A 22,649-nucleotide genomic window follows, 5' to 3' on the forward strand; every position below is an offset into this window, starting at 1 on the left:
AAGGAATCGGGGTGGCCGACGTGTTGAATGAGAAAGCCATAGTACTTGATGAGAAGGCCATTAGCAGAGCCTTGACGAGAATTGCCCATGAAATTATTGAGAAAAATAAGGGTATTGAGGATTGCGTCTTAATCGGGATACGCACTCGCGGGATTTTCCTCGCAGACCGACTTGCAAAGCGCATCAATCAAATAGAAGGCAAGGAAATAGAACTTGGTGAACTGGATATTACACTTTATCGCGATGACCTTTCGAAAAAGACCAATGATGGGGAACCCATCGTAAAAGGCTCAGACATTCCGGTCAACATCACTGACAAGAAAGTGATTTTAGTGGATGATGTTCTTTTCACAGGCAGAACCGTTAGAGCGGCAATGGATGCTCTGGTGGATTTGGGAAGACCTTCGCAGATCCAGCTCGCCGTATTAGTAGATAGGGGACATAGGGAATTGCCGATTCGCGCGGATTTTGTCGGGAAAAATGTACCGACTTCCCAATCTGAAAAAATTACAGTTACTTTAACAGAAGTAGATCTAGTAGATCAAGTTACTATATTAGAAAACTAAACAACATGAAAATTTCATATTACCCTTTTAAAGACAGTCCAGAGAGGCTGGCAAAGGGGAGTCAATCGGGAGAGCTCTGCCTACGCATAGGCATTCGCCTTCTGAGAAACCCTCTTTGTATATTGCAAAGAGGGTTTTTGCAGTTTTGATGGAATTTTCATGAGGGGGATACGGAAATGGAAGAAACTAAAAGGGACATCGTACTGGATGTCGAGGACGTGCCAAAGGCTGGGCAGTGGATTACGTTAAGCATCCAGCATTTGTTCGCCATGTTCGGTGCAACGGTACTGGTGCCATTCTTGGTAGGATTAAGCCCGGCGGTAGCACTGGTTTCAAGCGGATTGGGCACACTTTCATACTTATTGATAACCAAAGGTAAGATACCAGCATATCTCGGTTCATCTTTCGCCTTCATTACGCCAATCATCGCGGCTAAGGCTCTAGGAGGTCCGGAAGCGGCCATGATCGGCTGTTTTGCAGCAGGGTTCATATATGGGATAGTAGCTTTGATTATCCAAAAAGTCGGATTGAGCTGGTTGATGAACATACTTCCTCCGGTTGTGGTGGGTCCGGTGATTATCGTAATCGGGTTAAGCCTTGCCGGTACGGCCGTGGACATGGCAATGTATGATCCACAAGATAAATACAGCGTCACATATATAGTGATAGCGCTGATCACTTTAGCGGTAACCATCATCTGTAACGTGTTCTTTAAGGGATTCATTAACTTGATCCCCATTTTAATCGGAATCATAGTCGGCTACGGCTGTTCGGCTGTTGCAGGAATAATCGATTATGAACCGATCAAGTCAGCACAATGGTGGGAAATGCCTGAATTCATGTTTCCATATGTAACCTATACACCGTCCTTCTCATGGGAAGTCATTGCCATCATGGTACCGGTCGCCATCGTAACTTTATCAGAACATATCGGACACCAGATGGTACTGAGCAAAGTAGTCGGCAGAAATTTTTTGGAAAATCCCGGTTTGCATCGCTCGATTTTAGGAGATGGAGCAGGAATCATGATTGGTTCCTTAATCGGTGGGCCGCCGCTGACATCATATGGCGAGAATATTGGGGTCCTGACTATGACAAAGGCGTACAGTGTGTATATCATCGGTGGGGCCGCATTGACAGCAATCATCTTTGGCTTTAACGGGAAGATTTCAGCAGTCATCAGCTCGATACCTACAGCTGTGATGGGCGGCATTTCCATCTTGCTCTTCGGTATCATCGCATCAAGTGGATTGAGGATGCTGATTGATAATAAGGTCGATTTTGACAAGAAAAGGAACCTGATGATAGCTTCAGTCATCCTGGTGTTAGGAATCGGAGGAGCGTTCGTACAACTATCGGAAACGGTATCGCTTTCCGGAATGGCACTTTCAGCCATCGTCGGAATCCTTCTTAACTTGATTCTTCCGGACCGTGAAAAAATATCCGGAGATATATTTGAAAAATAAGATACTGCATCAAAACAATAAATCACCTTTTAAAAGAAGTCCAGAGAGGCTTAAAAGGGTGTTGCTGTAAAGAATGTGAACGGGGTAAAGTGTTAACCATTCCGTATCCTCACACTCTTTATGACCTACACCCTGTCCTTAATGGCGGGGTATTTTTTATGCCCCGCATCACAAATGTGAAAGGAGCAGGATCGATGAAAAAATTATTGACCATGAATGAATTGACTTTATCTGATATTGAAAGAATTTTACATGAGGCAGAGTGTTTTGCAAACGGATCTAGCTGGAATCCAAAGCAGCAGACCACAGTTGCCAATCTCTTCTTTGAACCAAGTACACGTACAAAATCAAGCTTTGAAATGGCTGAAAGAAAATTGGGACTTGAGGTCATTCCTTTTGATGCGGGTACATCATCCGTATTGAAAGGTGAAACCTTATATGACACTGTTAAAACGTTAGAAGCAATAGGTGTAAATGCCTTGATCATCCGCCATGAACAGGATAATTATTTCGACGAATTGAATGAGAAGATCGGGATTCCAATAATCAATGCAGGGGATGGCTGCGGAAATCATCCAACCCAATCATTACTGGACTTATTGACGATAAAACAAGAGTTTAAAAGTTTCAAAGGTCTGAAGATTGCCATAATCGGTGATGTGAGGCATAGCCGGGTTGCGAAATCGAATGCAGAAGCATTAACACGTTTAGGGGCGAATGTCGTATTTTCGGGTCCTCCTGAATGGTTCGACAGATCAAACAGTTTAGGAAGGTATGAAGACATCGACCATGCGGTAGCTACCTCGGATGTGGTCATGCTGCTCAGAATACAGCATGAAAGGCATATTGAAAAATACGATCAGGCAAATGGAGATTATCTGGAAAGTTTCGGCCTGACCAAACAACGTGAAAAAAATATGAAACCGGATGCGATCATCATGCATCCTGCACCAATAAACCGCGGTGTTGAAATAGACAGTGATTTAGTCGAATGCAGCCGCTCAAGAATTTTTAAACAAATGGAGAATGGCGTGTTCATCAGAATGGCTGTATTAAAAAATGTGCTTGAACAATCCGAAGGGGGAAACATTCATGAAAACAGTAATCAAAAATGGAGTATTGCTAGATAATCAAAACTCATTCAAAAAAGCGGACATTGAAATGGAAGGCAAGGTCATCACAAAAATCGGCGAGAACTTGGCAACGGAAAATTGTAAAGTAGTTGACGCTGAAGGGTTACTTATTACTTCAGGCTTCGTTGACCTGCATGTCCATTTACGCGAACCGGGCGGTGAACATAAAGAAACAATCGCAAGTGGAACGCTTGCAGCGGCAAGAGGCGGTTTCACTACGGTAGCGGCGATGCCCAATACAAGGCCAGTTCCCGATACAGTGGAAAACCTTGAAGCGCTTAACCGGAAAATTGAAGAAACGGCTCATGTCAGGGTACTTCCATATGCATCCATTACGATTAGGGAAGCAGGCAAGGAGTTGACCGACTTTTCTTCATTAAAACAAACGGGTGCTTTCGCCTTTACGGACGATGGCGTGGGAATTCAAGAAGCCGGGATGATGCTGGAAGCGATGAAACGGGCAGCCGCTCAAGATATGGCCATAGTTGCTCATTGTGAAGACAATAGCTTAATCAATAAAGGCTCCGTCCATGAAGGTAGATTCTCAAAAGAACAGGGAATCAATGGAATTCCGTCCGTATGTGAAGCTGTACATATTGCCCGGGATATCCTCCTTGCTGAAGCGGCGGATTGCCATTATCACGTTTGCCATATATCGACGAAGGAATCGGTAAGGACGGTAAGGGATGCCAAACGCGCCGGTATCCGCGTCACAGCCGAAGTTACACCACATCACTTATTATTGTGTGAAGATGATATACCGGGACTTGATACGAATTATAAAATGAACCCACCATTAAGGGGCCGTGAAGATCGGGATGCATTGATAGAAGGATTGCATGACGGAACCATCGATTTTATAGCAACAGACCATGCCCCGCATGCGGCAGAGGAAAAAGCGCAGGGAATGCAGCTGGCTCCTTTCGGAATAGTGGGATTGGAAACTGCCTTCCCGCTGCTTTACACCGAATTGGTTAAAAAGGGCGTCATTACATTAAAGCAATTGATCGATTTCATGACTATCAAACCATCTGAAAGTTTCTCCCTTCCTTATGGAGAGCTAAAGGAAGGTGCCATTGCGGATATCGTGCTCATCGATTTGGAAACAGAAAAAGAAATTAATGCTGAAGAGTTTGCTTCAAAAGGAAAAAATACACCTTTTAATGAAAAGAAATGTTATGGCTGGCCAGTCATGACGATTGCAGAAGGAAAAATAGCTTGGGAAAAAGGACGTGTTCAAGGATGAAAAGACAGCTAATTTTAGAAGACGGGACAGTATTCCTTGGGGAAGCATTCGGAGGGGACGTAGAAAAAATAGGTGAAGTCGTTTTTAACACAGGAATGACGGGGTACCAGGAGATTCTATCCGATCCATCATATTGCGGTCAAATCGTTACACTTACGTATCCATTAATCGGGAACTACGGGATAAACCGGGATGACTTTGAATCCATCAATCCAGCGATAGCAGGATTCGTCGTTAAGGAAACCGCAGAATTTCCTTCCAACTGGCGAAACCAATTATCACTTGATGAATATCTGAAAATGAAGAACATACCTGGAATAAGCGGAATCGATACGAGAAAGCTGACAAGAATCATCAGGAAATCAGGTGCACTTAAAGGGGCGCTCTGCAATATCAATAAAGATGCAAAAGAAGTGGTTTCCCAGTTGAAAGCAACTGTGATTCCTTCCAATCAAGTGAAACAGGTTTCAACAAAAGCACCTTATTCCAGCCCGGGCAGAGGCCCGCGGGTAGTTCTTGTGGACTATGGCATGAAGCATGGGATTTTGCGTGAGCTGACGAAGCGCGGCTGTGATGTCGTGGTTGTGCCTTATAACGTCACGGCCGAAGAAGTGATGCAATATCATCCGGATGGCGTGATGCTTTCAAATGGTCCTGGAGATCCGAAAAGTGTTCTTGAGACGCTTGAAATGATCCGTACAATCCAAACTCAAGTGCCATTATTCGGAATCTGTTTAGGACATCAATTATTCGCACTTGCAAACGGGGCGGATACGGAAAAATTAAAATTCGGCCATCGAGGTTCTAATCATCCGGTTAGGGACCTTCGTACCGGAAAGGTATCCATCACATCTCAAAATCACGGATATACAGTAGAAGAGCTTTCCATTGAAAATACAGATCTTATTGTGACACATACAGCATTGAATGATGATACGATTGAAGGTCTGCGCCATAAAAAGTATCCGGCTTTCACCGTACAATATCACCCGGAAGCATCACCAGGGCCGGAAGATGCCAACTACTTATTCAATGAATTCTTACAAATGATTGAAGCTGCAACCAACAAGGGGGAAAAAACATGCCAAAACGCACTGATATAAAAAGCATCCTAGTAATTGGTTCCGGTCCGATCGTCATCGGACAGGCCGCCGAGTTCGATTATGCAGGAACCCAAGCGTGTATAGCCTTAAAAGAAGAAGGTTATCGAGTGATCCTGATTAACTCTAACCCTGCTACAATCATGACAGACAGTGAAATGGCTGACGCCGTTTATATCGAACCGATCACATTGGAATTTGTCAGCAAAATCATTCGTAAAGAGCGCCCGGATGCACTGTTACCTACCTTGGGCGGACAGACTGGCTTGAACATGGCAGTCGAGCTTGCCGAATCAGGAATCCTGGAAGAATGCAATGTACAGATTCTTGGGACCAAACTTTCAGCTATCCAACAAGCGGAAGACCGTGACCTTTTCCGTACGCTAATGAACGATCTAGGGGAACCTGTACCTGATAGCGACATCATTCATAACTTGGAAGAGGCTTATACATTTGTTGAACGAGTCGGCTACCCAGTCATTGTTCGTCCTGCCTTCACGCTTGGCGGAACAGGCGGTGGGATTTGTGATAACGAAGAGCAGCTTATCGAGATTGTTGAGGGTGGCCTGAAAAGCAGCCCGGTACACCAATGTCTGCTTGAGAAGAGCATTGCCGGTTTCAAAGAAGTGGAATATGAAGTGATGCGTGATTCAAATGATAATGCGATAGTCGTTTGTAATATGGAAAACTTCGATCCTGTCGGTGTCCATACAGGCGATTCAATTGTTGCCGCACCAAGCCAAACATTAAGTGACAGAGAGTACCAAATGCTTCGAAATACGTCATTGAAGATTATCCGTGCCTTGAAGATTGAGGGCGGGTGTAATGTTCAGCTGGCGCTAGATCCAAACAGCTATCAATATTATGTCATTGAAGTGAACCCAAGGGTCAGCCGTTCGTCGGCACTTGCTTCAAAAGCAACAGGATATCCAATTGCAAAGCTTGCAGCAAAGATAGCCGTTGGTTTGACGCTCGATGAAATGATGAACCCTGTCACTGGCAAAACCTATGCCAGCTTTGAACCGGCACTGGACTATGTCGTTACGAAAATTCCGCGCTGGCCATTCGATAAGTTCGAAAGCGCCAACCGTAGGCTTGGGACCCAAATGAAGGCGACCGGAGAAGTCATGGCAATCGGCCGTACATTCGAGGAATCGATCTTAAAGGCTGTCCGTTCCCTTGAGGCGGGCATATACCATCTTAATTTGAATGATGAGTTTGAAGATGGAAAAATAGAGAAACGGATCCGAAAAGCGGGAGATGAACGGTTATTCTATATCGGTGAAGCGTTAAGAAGGGGAATAACGATCGAAACAATACACGAATGGAGCCAGATCGATTTATTCTTCTTGCATAAGTTGGAAAAGATAATCGACTTTGAAAAGCAGCTTAAAGAACATTCTTTTGATTGTGAAGTATTGCAAAAGGCTAAAGAACTAGGGTTTTCTGACAAAACGATTGCAGAAATATGGGGAGTTCCCGAAATTGACGTCTATGAGTACCGGAAACAGCAAGGAATCATCCCTGTTTACAAAATGGTCGATACATGTGCTGCGGAATTCGAATCGGAAACACCGTACTTTTATGGGACATACGAAGATGAGAATGAATCCATCGTTACTGACAAGAAAAGTGTCATTGTTCTGGGATCAGGCCCAATTAGGATAGGGCAAGGAGTAGAGTTTGATTATGCGACCGTACATTCGGTATGGGCCATTAAAGAAGCGGGATATGAAGCGATCATCATTAACAACAATCCTGAAACAGTTTCGACGGATTTCAGTATCTCCGACAAACTTTATTTCGAACCATTGACTATTGAAGATGTCATGCATGTCATCGATTTGGAAAAACCGGAAGGGGTCATCGTCCAGTTTGGTGGACAGACGGCAATCAACCTTGCAGATGGTCTTGTTGAAAGAGGAGTGAAGATCCTTGGTACTTCACTTGAAGATCTGGATAGAGCGGAAAATCGCAATAAATTCGAAAGAGCACTTAAGGATTTAGGCATTCCGCAGCCAAAGGGTAAAACCGCAACATCGGTTGATGAAGCGATCGTCATCGCTGAAGATATTGGATATCCGGTTTTAGTAAGGCCATCGTATGTTCTCGGCGGAAGAGCGATGGAAATCGTCTATAAACAAGAAGAATTGCTGCATTACATGAAAAACGCCGTGAAAATAAATCCGGATCATCCTGTCCTGATAGACCGCTACTTAACGGGTAAGGAAATCGAAGTCGATGGAATTTCCGATGGGGAAACGGTCGTTATCCCTGGAATCATGGAGCATATCGAACGTGCCGGCGTCCATTCAGGTGATTCGATTGCAGTCTATCCGCCTCAAAACTTAACGGAAAAACAAAAAGAAGTAATCATCGATTATACGACCCGATTGGCAAAAGGTTTGAATATAATTGGTCTCTTGAACATTCAATATGTCATCAGCAATGAAGAAGTTTATGTGATTGAAGTAAATCCACGTTCAAGCCGAACCGTTCCATTCTTAAGTAAAATTACGAACGTGCCGATGGCTAACTTAGCCACGAAGGTCATCTTGGGCCACACACTTGAAAGCCAAGGTTACAAATCGGGGTTAGTGCCAGAACAAACTGGGGTCTATGTGAAAGTGCCGGTCTTCTCTTTTGCAAAATTAAGAGGTGTGGACATCTCACTCGGACCTGAAATGAAATCGACTGGTGAAGTAATGGGGAAAGATAGCACCCTTGAAAAGGCTTTATACAAAGGGCTGGTCGCTTCCGGTTTCAAAATTAAGGGGCATGGTTCGGTGTTATTGACGATATCTGATAAAGATAAGCAAGAAGCGCTACTTTTAGCAAGACGTTTCCATAATATCGGTTTCAAGCTGATAGCCACCAGCGGAACCGCTGCCTTATTGAAACAATCCGGCATCCCTGCTGCGATTGTCGGTAAAATTGGCGAAGAAGGTACGAACCTGCTGGATGTTATCCGGAACGGGGAAGCACAATTTGTCATAAATACTTTGACAAAAGGTAAGCAGCCGGCTCGAGATGGTTTCAGAATCCGACGTGAATCGGTTGAAAATGGAGTGACATGCCTAACATCACTTGATACGGCAGAAGCAATTTTAAGAGTGATAGAATCCATGACTTTCTCGGCAGAAGCAATGGGAAAAACGGAAAAAAGTCGTGAGGTGAGCTATATATGATCAAGAAGGAAAGAATGAAGGTGTTAAATCATAAGGAACTGGCCCCATCCATTTTTGAACTTACACTGCAAGGTGAATTGGTTTCAGAGATGAATCAGCCTGGCCAGTTTGTCCAAGTCAAGACAACAGATGGCACTGAGCCATTGTTAAGACGCCCGATTTCAATTTCTTCTTACAACAACAGTGAAAAACAGTTCACGATGATATACCGGGCTGAAGGTAAAGGTACGACGCTGTTATCACAGCGTAAAGAGGCGGAAGCGGTCGATATCCTTGGACCCCTTGGCAACGGATTTCCCGTTCATGAGGCCAAAAAGGGCGAAACGGCATTATTGGTTGGTGGCGGGATTGGGGTCCCGCCCCTGTATCAATTATCACGGATGTTGGTTGCGAAAGGTGTTAAGGTAATCCATGTATTGGGCTTCCAGACCAAGTCAGCCATCTTTTACGAAAAAGAATTCAGTGAATTAGGTGATACCCATATTGCTACGGTGGATGGTTCATATGGGACAAAAGGTTTTGTTACGACTGTAATAGACAACTTGCATCAAGAGTTTACAACGATCTTTTCATGCGGGCCTACACCGATGTTAAGAGCGTTGGAGGCGGGCTATCGTGAGAAAAAGCTTTACCTGTCCCTTGAGGAAAGGATGGGATGCGGCATCGGTGCATGCTTTGCTTGCGTGTGTCATACAGGGGATGATCCAACTGGTTTCAGTTATAAAAAGGTATGCAGTGACGGACCCGTATTCCGGGCAGGAGAGGTGGTATTATGAGCAGGCTTTCAGTTGAATTACCAGGATTAAACTTGAAAAACCCGGTCATGCCAGCATCTGGATGCTTTGGATTCGGCCGTGAATACAGTCAATTTTTCGACTTGGATATTCTTGGCGCGATCATGATCAAAGCGACCACTCCTGAGCCGAGGTTCGGTAACCCGACTCCGCGTGTTGCGGAAACCTCTTCGGGAATGCTGAACGCCATCGGTCTGCAGAATCCAGGTTTAGAAAAGGTCATCAGTGAAGAATTGGCCTGGTTAGGTGGGTATGATGTTCCCATCATCGCCAACGTTGCTGGTTCGCAAATAGATGACTATGTAAAGGTTGCCAGTGATATAAGTAAGGTGGGGAATGTAAAGGCACTTGAATTGAATATCTCCTGTCCGAATGTAAAAGAAGGTGGCATTGCTTTCGGTACGGTGCCGGAAGTTGCCAAAGAGGTGACCAAGGCGGTCAAGGAAGTGTCTACCGTGCCTGTATATGTGAAGCTTTCACCGAATGTCAGTAATATTGTGGAAATGGCCAAAGCCGTAGAAGAAGGCGGGGCCGACGGTTTGACAATGATAAATACATTAGTCGGCATGCGATTGGATTTAAAAACTGGCAGACCGATCCTTTCTAACAGGACGGGTGGGTTATCTGGTCCTGCAATTAAACCTGTTGCGCTCCGGATGATTTATGAGGTAAGCCAGCAAGTGTCTATTCCGATCATCGGAATGGGCGGCATCGCTACAGCGGAAGACGTCATTGAATTTTTCTATGCGGGTGCGAGTGCTGTTGCGGTGGGAACCGCTAACTTCGTGGATCCTTTTGTATGCCCGACCATCATTGAAGAATTACCGAAATTGTTGGATGAGTTAGGATTTGACCATATTTCAGAATGTACCGGAAGGAGCTGGAAGAAGAATGAAACAGTCGCTAATTATCGCTCTTGATTTCCCTGACCTCATTCAAACGGAAGAATTCCTAAAACAGTTCCGTTCGGAAAAACTGGCTGTAAAAGTGGGGATGGAATTATTTTATCAGAATGGACCATCAATAATTTCTTTCGTAAAAGAGCAAGGCCACGATGTGTTTTTGGACTTGAAGCTTCATGATATTCCGAATACGGTCAAAATGGCCATGACAGGATTGGCAACTTTAGGGGCTGACATGGTCAATGTACATGCGGCGGGTGGACAAAAGATGATGGAAGCAGCCTTGGAAGGTTTGGATAAGGGAACGTCCGCTGGTAAAAAACGTCCATTATGCATAGGGGTTACGCAACTGACGAGCACATCACAAGAACAGATGAATGTTGAGCAAAACATTGCCGGATCTTTGGAGGATTCGGTCCTTCATTATGCAAAACTTACTAGACAGGCAGGATTGGATGGCGTCGTTTGTTCCACCCATGAAGTAAAGAACATACATGAACGCATCGGTCATGAATTCTTAACGGTCACACCTGGAATCCGAAGTGCAGGTGGCCAGGTGCATGATCAAAAGAGAATTGCCACGCCTGAACAGGCTAGGGATTTTGGAGCGGATGCCATCGTTGTAGGGAGAGCCATAACGGGGGCGGCAGATCCATTAAGGGCGTATTTGGATATGAAAGCAGCTTGGGAGGGAATATCATGTTAAATAATAAGATAGCTGAACATCTATTGGAAATAAAAGCAGTGTACCTACAGCCGAATGACCCTTTTACTTGGGCATCTGGAATTCAATCACCCATTTATTGTGACAACCGCTTAACCCTTTCATACCCAGAGGTTCGCAATGAAATAGCGGAAGGGTTGAAAGGATTGATTGAACAGAATTTCCCTGAGGCTGAACTGATTGCAGGCACAGCAACTGCAGGCATTCCGCATGCAGCTTGGGTGAGTGAAAAATTAAATGCACCGATGTGCTATGTACGATCAAAAGCCAAGGAGCACGGAAAGGGCAATCAAATCGAAGGCCGTGCTGTTCCAGGACAAAAAGTGGTGGTTGTCGAAGACTTGATTTCAACCGGCGGAAGTGTGATTACTGCTGTTAACGCGCTGAAAGAAGCTGGCTGCGATGTTCTAGGAGTCGTTTCGATCTTCACTTATGAATTGGAAAAAGGAAAAGAAAAATTCGATGCTGAGGGCATTATTAACCATTCATTGAGTGACTACTCGACTTTGATAAAAGTCGCTAATGAAAAAGGGTACATCACAGCAGAAGAATTGGAAAAGCTAAAAAAATGGCGTGAGAATCCGGCAGATACGGCTTGGATTACTGCATGAAAATAGAGGTGGCCCAATCGCGAAGGATTGGGCCACCTCTATTTTTTTACCTTTCAATCCTTTACCGCTTCCTTTAAGCGTATGACAGTATCGGCATCAGGTGTAATATATACGGTCTGCTGCTGGTCGTAGATCACGAACCCGGGTTTGGAGCCATTCGGTTTCTTAACATGGCGAACTTGTGTGAAGTCAACGGGCACTGAGCTCGATTGCTGTGCTTTACTGAAAAAAGCTGCTAATACGGCTGCCTCTTTTATCGTTTTTTCACTTGGCGATTCATTTCGAATCACAACATGCGAGCCAGGTATATCTTTGGTATGAAGCCAGATTTCATCACGGCGTGCAAATTTATTCGTTAGATAATCATTTTGTTTATTATTCTTCCCGACAAAAATGAGATCTCCATCCGTAGCATAATATGTTTCAAGCTGCGGTTTTGCATTTGCAGGCTTTTTCATGCCTTTTTTCTTTTTTTGCCTAATGTATCCTTCTTCCTGAAGTTCTTCGCGAATCTCCTCTATATCTCTGGGTGAAGCTGATTGGAGCTGCTGATGCAAGGCTTCAAAGTAGGCCAATTCCAATTTTGTTTTTTCGATTTGTTCTTGGACTACTCCGACTGCATTTTTGGACTTTTGGTATCTGGAGAAGTACTTTTGGGCATTATCTGATGGATTTTTTAATGGGTCAAGCGGGATGGTGACCATAGTTTGTTCTTCATCATAATAATTGACGACTTCTATTTCCTTCATGCCTTTTTTCATTTGATATAGATTAGCAGTAAGCAGCTCACCGAACAACTGATACTGTTCTCCGCGTTCCGTATCTTTTAATGTACGTTCGAGCTTCCCGATTTTTTTTGAATTCTTTTCTATTTCATTAGTAATGAAACGTTCTACATCCTGGCTCTTTTGCTTAACTCGATCTCTTTCTGCCTTTCCGAAGTAATAGCGGTCGAGCATCTCGCTCAATGAAGAAAACGTACGTTGATTCCCAGTCAGATGCTCTAGTGAAAGCATATAAAAAACTTCTTTATTACCATCTTGTTTGATCATCGCTGTGTAGTTTTGCTCCGAGATTTCTTGGATCATCTTTAAAAAAGCTGATGGAAGGGTCGTGCTGTTGGCAAGTCCAGCCCGGTAAACGGCTTCCTTTGCAACCAATGGTGAAACTCCAGAAAAATGGGCAACAAGCTGTCGATCCAGCTTTCCTGCATTGAAGTCAATATTCTTCCTTATATCGTCCTCGGTAGCCTCGAAGGGATTCTTTTTTTCTTGTGCGGGCGGGGCCAAATATTCCTGGCCGGGCAATATCGCACGATAACTGTTAACGGCATGTGAAACATGCTTAATGCTGTCCAAAATCATATTTCGTTCTTTATCGACTAAAACAATGTTGCTGTGACGTCCCATGATTTCGATGATTAACTGTTTTTGAGAGACATCACCAAGCTCATTGCGGCCCTTCACTTCAAAAATGATCATCCTATCAAGTTCATATTGATAAATATTTTCTATCGTATAGCCTTCGAGGTGCTTCCTAAGAAGCATACAGAACATGGGTGCCTCTTTGGGATTTTCATAACTTTCTTCGGTCATTTGCACCCTCGAATAACTTGGGTGGGCTGATAATAAGAGCTTATGGTTCTTACCTCCAGCACGAACAACCAGTATTACTTCATTTTTATAAGGCTGATGTACCTTATTGATTCGTCCACCTTTTAATAAAGAAGCGATTTCTTCCGTCATCGCTTTCGTGAATAATCCATCAAATGACATTCTATTTTTACTTCCTTTACATAAGATTTTCTAAGAACTCATTTTTGCCAGGGAGATATCGCTTTTTTGGTTCATGAGATTAATAGCAAATTTGGTCCATTCATCATGATTAGCGGTCGTTCATTCAATAAATTATCCCGATCGTTCTTCTTTCCGCAATTCTGTTTAATTATAGCATTATTTTGGACGAGTCTGAATAATCATGGAAGAAGAGCAGGTTGTTTTATGTATCGGTAAGCAGGCAGGTGTTGGATGAGTTAAGCAAAAAGCGCCTGTTGAGATGTATACAGGAGCCTATTTCATTCTATTCAAAGGGATGTGTGATACTTGATGGAGTTCAAGGAAATGAATAATCAAGAAATGGAGAAAGCGCTTCAAACAAACGTTACACACGGTTTGGAAGATGATGAAGTAAAGGACAGGCTGCGAAAGCATGGCTTTAACGAATTGAAGGAAGGAGAAAAACAGTCAGCCATTCTTTTATTTTTCGCCCAATTCAAAGATTTCATGGTCATAGTTTTACTTGCCGCAACCTTAGTCTCCGGGATTTTGGGTGAATATATCGATGCGATTGCCATCATGGCGATTGTTTTTTTGAATGGATTACTTGGATTTTTCCAAGAACGGAAGGCTGAGAAATCCTTGGATGCCCTTAAGGAAATGGCTGCGCCGCAAGTTAACGTACTTCGGGATGGTCAGTGGCTGAAAATCCCATCGCGAGAAGTCGTGGTAGGGGATATCCTGAAGTTTTCGAGTGGTGACCGAATTGGTGCCGATTTACGGATCATCGAGCATTCAAGCCTTGAAATAGAAGAGTCTGCTCTTACCGGCGAGTCACTCCCGGCCGTTAAATGTTCTGATCCATTGATGAATGAGGTTGAAGGTATCGGTGACCAGGAAAATATGGCATTTATGGGGACGATGGTAACAAGAGGAAATGGAGCCGGAATCGTAATCGCTACAGGAATGAATACGGCGATGGGCAAAATTGCGGACCTCCTGCAGACTGCAGAAACAAAAGAAACACCGCTTCAACGGCGGTTGGAGCAGCTAGGCAAAATTTTGATCATCACGGCTTTAATATTAACTGTAATCGTGGTCCTGACTGGCGTCATTCAAGGGCATGACCTCTATACGATGTTCTTGGCCGGGGTTTCTTTGGCTGTTGCGGCGATTCCCGAAGGCCTGCCAGCCATTGTGACTGTAGCATTGTCCTTGGGCGTTCAGCGTATGATCAAACAAAAAGCGATTGTCCGCAAGCTTCCTGCCGTAGAAACGCTTGGCTGCGCAACGGTGATTTGCTCAGATAAGACAGGAACGCTGACACAAAACAAAATGACGGTGACGAAGGTCTGGAGTGGAGGGAAAACTTGGGATGTCGGCGGTACTGGTTATAATCCTGTCGGAGAGTTTTCTATAGAGGGAGTTTCAGTTGCCCCGAAAAACCATAATGCCTTGCTTCAAATAATTACATTCGGCATGCTCTGTAATAAAGCCGAGTTAAAGGAGAATGATAAACGATATATTTTAGACGGTGATCCGACAGAAGGGGCGATGTTGGTCGCGGCAATGAAAGCGGGTTTGACGAGGGAACACTTGTCTAAGAGATTTACGATAGTCAAGGAGTTTCCATTTGACTCGAGTCGCAAAATGATGAGTGTCATCGTGAAGGATGATAAAGATAATCATTTCGTCATCGTTAAAGGGGCCCCTGATGTATTGATCGCCCAGTCCGACACGATCCTTTGGGAAGGAAAGTCGGAAATACTGAATCAGAGGAGTATGGAAAGGGTGCAACAGGACATGAATGAGCTTGCCTCTCAGGCACTTCGAATGATTGCTGTTGGTTATAAACCCCTTTCAAAGGGAACGATTTTACTTCATGAAACCGAAGCAGAGCGCAATTTGACCTTCATGGGACTGCAGGGCATGATCGATCCCCCACGTCCGGAAGTGAAGCAGGCAGTTAAGGAATGCAGGGATGCCGGGATCAAAACTGTCATGATTACTGGCGACCATGTAATAACTGCAAAGGCAATAGCTAAAGAACTTGGTATTTTAAAAGGAAAAGACCGTGTACTGGAAGGACGGCAATTGGCCGACATGGAAGTCGGGGAACTTGAGGAAGTTGTTGAAACTGTTTCGGTATTTGCCCGCGTTTCCCCGGAACATAAGTTGAAAATCGTTAAAGCCTTGCAAAATAAAGGACATGTCGTTGCAATGACAGGGGATGGTGTCAATGATGCCCCTGCGATAAAATCAGCGGATATTGGTATATCCATGGGTATCACAGGTACTGATGTCGCTAAGGAAGCTTCTTCCTTGATATTGGTTGACGACAATTTCGCCACTATTAAATCGGCCATCAATGAAGGCAGGAATATTTACGAGAACATCAGGAAGTTCATCCGTTATCTGCTTGCTTCCAATGTTGGGGAGATTTTGGTCATGTTTTTTGCGATGCTATGTGCCTTGCCGTTACCTTTGATACCAATCCAGATCTTATTCGTGAACCTTGTTACCGACGGACTGCCTGCGATGGCCTTGGGACTGGATTCCGCAGAAGAAGATGTAATGAAGAGAAATCCAAGAAATGCTAATGAAGGTGTTTTTGGAAGAGGGCTTGGCTGGAAGATCATCTCTCGTGGTTTTCTGATCGGGATTTCTACCTTGATCGCATTTTATGTGGTATATCGTGCAAATCCGGATAATCTTGCCTATGCACAAACGATTGCGTTCGCTACCTTGGTACTAGCTCAGCTAATACATGTATTCGATTGCCGAAGCGAACGTTCGATCTTCACGAGAAATCCATTCGGTAACCTTTATCTAGTGGGGGCGGTACTGTCCTCCCTATTATTGATGGTAGCCGTCATGTATGTGCAGCCTTTACAAACGATCTTTCATACTGTACCGATTTCGGGAAGGGATTGGCTATTGGTTATAGGGATGTCATCCATTCCAACTTTTTTACTGGCTGGAACCTTTTTAGCAAGAAAAGCACAATAATATATGATATAATCTTTAAGGTGGTAGAGTCATGCTCTATTGCCTTTTTATTTTTGTAGTATTTTATTTGTGAGCTAAAGTTTTCGTGCTGTAGCTAATATATAATGAAAGTTAAAGGCCAAATTACTACATTATGTTTGATAGGATGTGGAACCATGGTTACCAGTATGACGGGCTATGGAAGAGAAGAAGCGGAAAACGAACAGGTCAAGGTCTTTGCCGAAATTAAGACCGTGAACCATCGTTTTTGTGAATATACGATTCGGATGCCGCGCCAGCTTTTGGTTTTGGAAGAAAAGGTGAAGAAGAAGGCGAATCAATACATAAGAAGGGGACGGGTGGAAATCTTCATTACAGTGGAAGGTGAGAGCCTGGTTTCCAAAAAGGTGAAGATCGATTGGGATCTTGCGGATCAGTATGTTGGATTGATGGACGAAGTCAAGGGAAAATACAACCTGGAAAGTTCCATTACATTACAGGATATGCTGCAACTTGAATCGGTTTTCATAACGGAAGAAGTACCTGCGGTTCCTGCCGATTTGGAATCCCTGTTATTGAATGCCGTCACTGGGGCATTGGAAAATCTGAAAAAAATGCGGAATCTGGAAGGTCAGGAACTGGCCTTGGACATGAGTCGCCAGCTGAAAAAGTTTGGGGAGATTGTAGCAGGGGTCAAAATGCATGCACCTTCAGTCGTCGAGAAATATAAAGCCCGGTTGGAAACCAAACTTGCCGAGTTGACTGAAGGATTGATTGAAGATAGCCGTATTGTGACAGAAGCGGCCATTTTTGCCGATAAATGTGATATAAATGAAGAACTGACCAGACTCGATAGCCATGTACAGCAATTTTCAAGGACGCTTACCCACAGTGAACCAATTGGAAGAAAACTTGACTTCCTTGTCCAGGAAATGAACAGGGAAGTCAATACGATTGGCTCAAAGGCAAATGATTCGTCCATTACCAAAGAAGTGGTGGAAATGAAAAGTCTTCTTGAAAAATTAAAGGAACAGGTTCAAAATATCGAGTAGTCGGTTTATGATGAACCTAACAAGGTGACAATAGATATGAATGGGGGACAAAAATGTCAATTAAGCTCATTAATATTGGTTTTGGAAATATCGTTTCCGCAAACCGGATCGTATCCATCGTGAGCCCTGAATCGGCTCCGATCAAAAGGATCATCCAAGACGCCCGTGACCGCGGATCCTTAATAGATGCTACATATGGTAGAAGAACCAGGGCCGTAATAATTACAGACAGCGACCATGTTATCTTATCTGCCGTTCAACCGGAAACGGTTGCTGCACGGCTCCAAGACAGAGATGACAGCGTAGAAGAGGGGTAACTGAAACAATATGAGAGAAAAAGGTTTATTAATCGTTTTGTCCGGTCCATCCGGTGTTGGTAAAGGAACTGTAAGGAAGGCGATTTTTTCTCAGCCAGGAACGGCATTCGAATATTCAATTTCGATGACGACACGGCTGCCTCGCCATGGTGAAGTGGACGGAGTGGACTATTTCTTCAAAAAACGCGAGGAATTCGAAGCACTTATCAAAGAAGGAAAATTGCTGGAATATGCTGAGTTCGTCGGTAATTATTATGGAACACCCGTGGATTATGTCCGTGAAACAATCGATTCCGGAAAAGATGTATTTCTGGAAATAGAAGTTCAAGGAGCTAAACAGGTCCGGGAGAAATTCCCTGAAGGACTTTTCATTTTCCTTGCTCCTCCGAGTTTGACTGAACTCGAAAGCCGCATCGTTACTCGCGGAACCGAGACGGAGGAAGCGATAAAAGGACGGATGAAGGTGGCTAAGGAAGAAATAGAACTTATGGATCTATACGATTATGTTGTAGAAAATGATCATGTGGATGCCGCATGTGCGCGAATTAATGCAATTGTAATTGCCGAGCATTGCCGTCGGGAAAGAGTTGCTGTTTTATATAAAAAAATGTTGGAGGCGGAATAAATTATGTTATATCCATCAATTGATTCTCTATTACTTAAAATCGATTCTAAATACTCACTTGTATCAGTGGCGGCTAAGCGCGCCAGGGAAATGCAAATTAAAGATAATTGCCTCGTAAAACCAGTTTCCCATAAAGCGGTAGGTCGTGCCCTTGAAGAAATTCATTCCGGTAAATTGACTTATGATAATTCTTACGAGGAAAACTAAGAGAACACATAGCTTGACCTATCGGGCCTGACACCCTAAAGCAAACAGGAGCGTTACATTTGGAAAGTGCTTCCTTCCTGCGGCCAAGGTGTCAGGCCTGTTTGTTTTGATTTTTTTAAGGGTAACCAAAGTCAATGAGTAAATCAGGAAAGATGGAAGTCTGGGGAATCCATATGTTATTGCGCATTTCAAATGAAATTTCTACGGTTTTCCGTCATAATTAAAAAATAGAATGTTTAGTTAGGGGAAATTTGCATGCTTATCGATAAAAAAGTACTTCTTTGTGTCACCGGCGGGATTGCTGTATATAAGGCTGCTGCCCTGACAAGTAAATTAACTCAGGAAGGTGCGCATGTAAAAGTGATCATGAGTGAATCGGCCCGTAAGTTCGTGACGCCGCTCACCTTTCAGGCACTTTCGAGAAATGATGTTTTTACAGATACTTTTGATGAGAAGGATTCTTCAGTCATTGCCCATATCGACTTGGCTGATTGGGCTGATATCATCCTGTTGGCCCCAGCTACAGCCAATGTCATTGGCAAGGTAGCCAATGGAATCGCGGATGATATGATCACGACCACGCTACTGGCAACGGAAGCCCCTGTTTGGGTTGCACCGGCAATGAACGTGCACATGTACGCCCATCCAGCGGTTCAGAAAAATATGGAGACACTTCGGTCGTTTGGATATCAATTCATTGAACCGGGTGAAGGGTATTTGGCCTGCGGTTATGTCGGAAAAGGGCGATTGGAGGAACCGGAAACAATCGTAGAACACCTTAATCGATATTTCGGTGAACGCAAATCACAGAAACAGCCTCTTAAAGGAAAGAAATATTTGATAACGGCAGGACCGACTCGTGAAGCGATTGATCCGGTGCGTTACGTGACGAATCATTCCAGCGGCAAAATGGGCTATGCCCTAGCCGAAGAGGCAATTGAAATGGGTGCTGAAGTGACATTGATTACTGGCCCCGTGAACTTGACGCCACCTTTCAAGGCTAGGGTAATACCAGTGGAATCTGCAGCGGATATGTATGATGCGGTATTCGAACAGTTCGGTTCCAGTGACGTCGTAATCATGACGGCTGCAGTTGCGGACTATAAACCAAAGATTTATCATGCTCAAAAGATGAAAAAGCAGCCAGGGGAAAATGTGATTGAATTTGAACGGACAAAGGATATCCTTAAGGAACTCGGTGAAAATAAAACTCATCAGATCTTGGTAGGTTTTGCGGCTGAAACGAACAACGTTGAAGAATACGCAAGAGGAAAATTAGTCAAAAAGAATGCAGATATGATCGTTGCCAATAATGTTACCGTCGCGGGGGCAGGATTTGGAACGGATACGAACATCGTGACCATTTACGATAAAGATGGAAGTGCGACCGAACTTCCAAAAATGAGTAAAGCGGATATAGCTAAAAGCATCCTGGCAGAAGTATCCCGCATGCAAAAGGAATGATGTCTTATGGATATAGCATCCGTCATCGTGGATGTACCTGCTAAACAAACGGATCGAGAATTCGACTATCGCATACCTGAAAAGTGGAACCAAGTCATCAAGCCCGGAATGCGAGTCATCGTCCCATTCGGTCCAAGAATGGTGCAGGGATTCGTCACAGGCTTAAAAGTTAAAAGCGAATTTGCGAAATTACGCAATATAAAGGAACCGATGGATTTGGAGCCCGTCCTTAATGATGAATTGCTGCAGCTTGGTGACTGGTTGACCAAAGAGGCGATGTGTTTTAAAATTTCAGCGCTGCAGGCCATGCTTCCGGCAGCGATGAAAGCAAAGTATGAAAAAGTTATTAAAGTCGTTGAAGATAAAAAGGATCAGCTTCCTCTCTTCATTCAAAACTTTTTTGGGAAAAATGATTCAATATCTTGGAAAGACGTGATTGAAGGGGAGAACGCCTCCCTCTTCCAAAAGGAAATGCAAAATGGCAATCTTGAGCTTGTATATAATGTGAAAAACCGACTAAATAAGAAGACGGTCCGTGTCATTAAATCTTTGCTATCCCCTAAGGAACTGAAAGAAATGGCATCAGCCATGTCCAGCCATGCAAAAAAACAGCAGGAACTCCTTCAATACTTTATTGAACATCAAGAACCCATTCCGTTAAAGGAATTGCTTGAATTGATAAACACATCAAGCGGTACTGTCAAATCCCTAGTGTCAAAAGGGGCTTTGGCCGAAATGGATCAAGAAATATACCGTAATCCGTATGAAAACCGTGTGTTCGAAAAATCCACACCCTTTACACTAACAGCTGAACAAACAGCTGCCTTGAAGCCCATCAACGAGAAGATACATCATGATGAACATGATGTCTTTCTTTTATATGGTGTAACCGGCAGCGGGAAGACGGAAGTGTATCTACAGGCAATTGCCTCTGTCATTGAAAAAGGAAAGGAAGCCATCATGCTTGTACCTGAAATCTCCTTAACGCCACAGACGGTGAAGCGGTTTAAGGAACGATTTGGTGAGCAGGTAGCTGTCATGCATAGCGGTTTATCCGTAGGTGAAAAATATGATGAATGGCGGAAAATTCATCGTAAGGAAGTTAAAGTGGTGGTGGGGGCGCGTTCAGCCGTGTTTGCTCCTTTTGAAAACCTGGGGCTGGTCATCATTGATGAAGAACATGAATCCAGTTATAAGCAAGAAGAAACACCAAGGTACCACGCCAGGGATGTTGCCATTGAAAGAGCAAAATCATATAGGTGCCCGGTAATTCTTGGCAGCGCCACACCTACACTTGAATCTTTTGCGCGTGCCAAGAAAAACGTCTATAAATTATTGACCCTTAGCCAGAGGATGAATGAAAATGCGTTGCCAGCAGTGGATATTGTAGATATGAGGGAAGAACTAAGAACGGGAAATCGTTCCATGTTTTCGGAGCTGCTCTTTACCAAGCTGAAAGACCGGCTTGAGAAGGGGGAGCAAACAGTCCTGATGCTAAATAAAAGGGGACATTCTTCCTTTGTGATGTGCCGAAGCTGCGGATTGGTCATCAACTGCCCTAATTGTGACATTTCACTCACTTATCATCGCTTTAATGATATAATGAAATGCCATTATTGTGGGTTTGAAGAGGGAATGCCTTCCGTTTGCCCCGAATGTGAAAGTGAGCATATAAGGTTCTTCGGTACAGGCACTCAAAAGGTTGAAGAAGAGCTAGCAAAAATCCTCCCTGAAGCACGGGTCATACGAATGGATGTTGACACGACGAGCAAGAAAGGTTCACATGAGCGGTTGCTGAATGCCTTTGGTGAAGGGAAGGCAGATATATTGCTAGGGACCCAAATGATAGCCAAGGGCCTTGATTTTCCTAATATCACTCTTGTTGGAGTCCTATCAGCCGATACGATGCTACATCTGCCTGATTTCCGTTCTTCTGAAAAGACATTCCAGCTGCTGACACAGGTAAGCGGAAGGGCGGGACGTCATCAGCTTCCGGGAGAAGTGGTCATCCAAACCTATACGCCTGAGCACTACAGCATCGAGCTTTCTGCCTTACAGGATTTTGATGCTTTTTATGAACGGGAGATGCATCTAAGGAGGCAAAGTCATTACCCTCCCTATTATTATGTTGTCCTTATAACCGTTTCACATGAAGACTTAATGAAGACGGTCAGTGTTACTGAAAAAATCACCAATTATTTAGGCTCACGATTGAATCGGGATTCTATCGTACTAGGTCCGGTTGCTTCGCCCATTAGTCGAATCAACAATAGATATCGCTATCAATGTCTGATAAAATACAAACGAGAGCCGGACCTTAATCAGCATCTGCGCACACTTTTGGAGCATTACCAAAAAGAAACCGCTCAAAATCATCTGCAGATTTCAATAGATTTAAATCCACAGATCATGATGTAATTGTTTGAGAGATGGATGATTACCGCGAGCTGTTAAAGCTTGCGTTTTTATATAATGAAGTGTTGTTTTTCAT

The 22,649-nt window shown here is 43.9% G+C and carries 18 protein-coding genes; 17 read left to right on the forward strand and 1 reads right to left on the reverse strand.

What is annotated here, in order from left to right; translation table 11 throughout:
* The first annotated feature begins 23 nt into the window (after positions 1-23).
* The 10 genes from pyrR (at position 24) to pyrE (ending at position 11,730) form a co-directional block, all read left to right on the forward strand.
* On the forward strand, positions 24-566 hold the full coding sequence (gene pyrR / locus QNH43_RS07770; RefSeq protein WP_283918309.1) for a bifunctional pyr operon transcriptional regulator/uracil phosphoribosyltransferase PyrR: 543 nt from the start codon (positions 24-26) through the stop codon (positions 564-566).
* Positions 567-742: 176 nt separating this feature from the next.
* Complete coding sequence (locus tag QNH43_RS07775; protein WP_076366637.1) at positions 743-2,032, forward strand: solute carrier family 23 protein; 1,290 nt, start codon at positions 743-745, stop codon at positions 2,030-2,032.
* Between the two features lie 194 nt (positions 2,033-2,226).
* Complete coding sequence (locus QNH43_RS07780; protein WP_283917378.1) at positions 2,227-3,162, forward strand: aspartate carbamoyltransferase catalytic subunit; 936 nt, start codon at positions 2,227-2,229, stop codon at positions 3,160-3,162.
* Positions 3,125-4,411, forward strand: coding sequence for a dihydroorotase (locus QNH43_RS07785; RefSeq protein ID WP_283917379.1), 1,287 nt, complete (start codon positions 3,125-3,127; stop codon positions 4,409-4,411). Before QNH43_RS07780 ends, QNH43_RS07785 begins: the two co-directional genes overlap by 38 nt.
* The gene (locus QNH43_RS07790; protein ID WP_283917380.1) at positions 4,408-5,514 is read left to right on the forward strand and encodes a carbamoyl phosphate synthase small subunit; all 1,107 of its coding nucleotides are present in this window, start codon (positions 4,408-4,410) and stop codon (positions 5,512-5,514) included. Before QNH43_RS07785 ends, QNH43_RS07790 begins: the two co-directional genes overlap by 4 nt.
* Positions 5,493-8,699, forward strand: coding sequence for a carbamoyl-phosphate synthase large subunit (gene carB, locus QNH43_RS07795; RefSeq protein ID WP_283917381.1), 3,207 nt, complete (start codon positions 5,493-5,495; stop codon positions 8,697-8,699). Before QNH43_RS07790 ends, carB begins: the two co-directional genes overlap by 22 nt.
* Positions 8,696-9,475: a dihydroorotate dehydrogenase electron transfer subunit gene (locus QNH43_RS07800; protein WP_283917382.1), complete on the forward strand. Its 780-nt coding sequence runs from the start codon at positions 8,696-8,698 to the stop codon at positions 9,473-9,475. Before carB ends, QNH43_RS07800 begins: the two co-directional genes overlap by 4 nt.
* Positions 9,472-10,413 (forward strand): dihydroorotate dehydrogenase, encoded by a 942-nt coding sequence (locus QNH43_RS07805; RefSeq protein WP_283917383.1) that lies wholly within the window; start codon positions 9,472-9,474, stop codon positions 10,411-10,413. Before QNH43_RS07800 ends, QNH43_RS07805 begins: the two co-directional genes overlap by 4 nt.
* Positions 10,385-11,101, forward strand: coding sequence for an orotidine-5'-phosphate decarboxylase (gene pyrF, locus QNH43_RS07810; protein ID WP_283917384.1), 717 nt, complete (start codon positions 10,385-10,387; stop codon positions 11,099-11,101). The genes QNH43_RS07805 and pyrF overlap by 29 nt, the downstream gene beginning before the upstream one ends.
* Entirely contained in the window at positions 11,095-11,730 is a 636-nt protein-coding gene (gene pyrE / locus QNH43_RS07815) for an orotate phosphoribosyltransferase (protein ID WP_076366623.1), read from the forward strand. The genes pyrF and pyrE overlap by 7 nt, the downstream gene beginning before the upstream one ends.
* Before the next feature lie 53 nt (positions 11,731-11,783).
* On the opposite strand, the gene QNH43_RS07820 is transcribed toward pyrE, so the two are convergent.
* A complete protein-coding gene (locus tag QNH43_RS07820; protein ID WP_283917385.1) occupies positions 11,784-13,505 on the reverse strand; it encodes an Rqc2 family fibronectin-binding protein in 1,722 nt (573 codons plus the stop codon).
* A 330-nt stretch (positions 13,506-13,835) separates the two neighbouring features.
* On the opposite strand from QNH43_RS07820, the gene QNH43_RS07825 reads away from it, so the two are divergent.
* From QNH43_RS07825 to priA, 7 genes are all read left to right on the forward strand, one after another.
* Entirely contained in the window at positions 13,836-16,514 is a 2,679-nt protein-coding gene (locus tag QNH43_RS07825; RefSeq protein ID WP_283918310.1) for a calcium-translocating P-type ATPase, SERCA-type, read from the forward strand.
* A 155-nt stretch (positions 16,515-16,669) separates the two neighbouring features.
* Positions 16,670-17,545, forward strand: a complete 876-nt coding sequence (locus QNH43_RS07830) for a YicC/YloC family endoribonuclease (protein ID WP_283917386.1) — start codon at positions 16,670-16,672, stop codon at positions 17,543-17,545.
* 53 nt (positions 17,546-17,598) lie between these two features.
* The gene (remA, locus tag QNH43_RS07835) at positions 17,599-17,862 is read left to right on the forward strand and encodes an extracellular matrix/biofilm regulator RemA (RefSeq protein WP_034313813.1); all 264 of its coding nucleotides are present in this window, start codon (positions 17,599-17,601) and stop codon (positions 17,860-17,862) included.
* Between the two features lie 10 nt (positions 17,863-17,872).
* Entirely contained in the window at positions 17,873-18,487 is a 615-nt protein-coding gene (gmk, locus tag QNH43_RS07840; RefSeq protein ID WP_076366617.1) for a guanylate kinase, read from the forward strand.
* Positions 18,488-18,490: 3 nt separating this feature from the next.
* The gene (rpoZ, locus tag QNH43_RS07845) at positions 18,491-18,694 is read left to right on the forward strand and encodes a DNA-directed RNA polymerase subunit omega (RefSeq protein ID WP_076366615.1); all 204 of its coding nucleotides are present in this window, start codon (positions 18,491-18,493) and stop codon (positions 18,692-18,694) included.
* Between the two features lie 255 nt (positions 18,695-18,949).
* Positions 18,950-20,158: a bifunctional phosphopantothenoylcysteine decarboxylase/phosphopantothenate--cysteine ligase CoaBC gene (coaBC, locus tag QNH43_RS07850; protein ID WP_283917387.1), complete on the forward strand. Its 1,209-nt coding sequence runs from the start codon at positions 18,950-18,952 to the stop codon at positions 20,156-20,158.
* A 6-nt stretch (positions 20,159-20,164) separates the two neighbouring features.
* Positions 20,165-22,576, forward strand: coding sequence for a primosomal protein N' (gene priA / locus QNH43_RS07855; protein ID WP_283917388.1), 2,412 nt, complete (start codon positions 20,165-20,167; stop codon positions 22,574-22,576).
* Positions 22,577-22,649 lie beyond the last annotated feature (73 nt).

The sequence above is a fragment of the Peribacillus simplex genome (assembly GCF_030123325.1).
GTDB lineage: Bacteria > Bacillota > Bacilli > Bacillales > DSM-1321 > Peribacillus > Peribacillus simplex_D.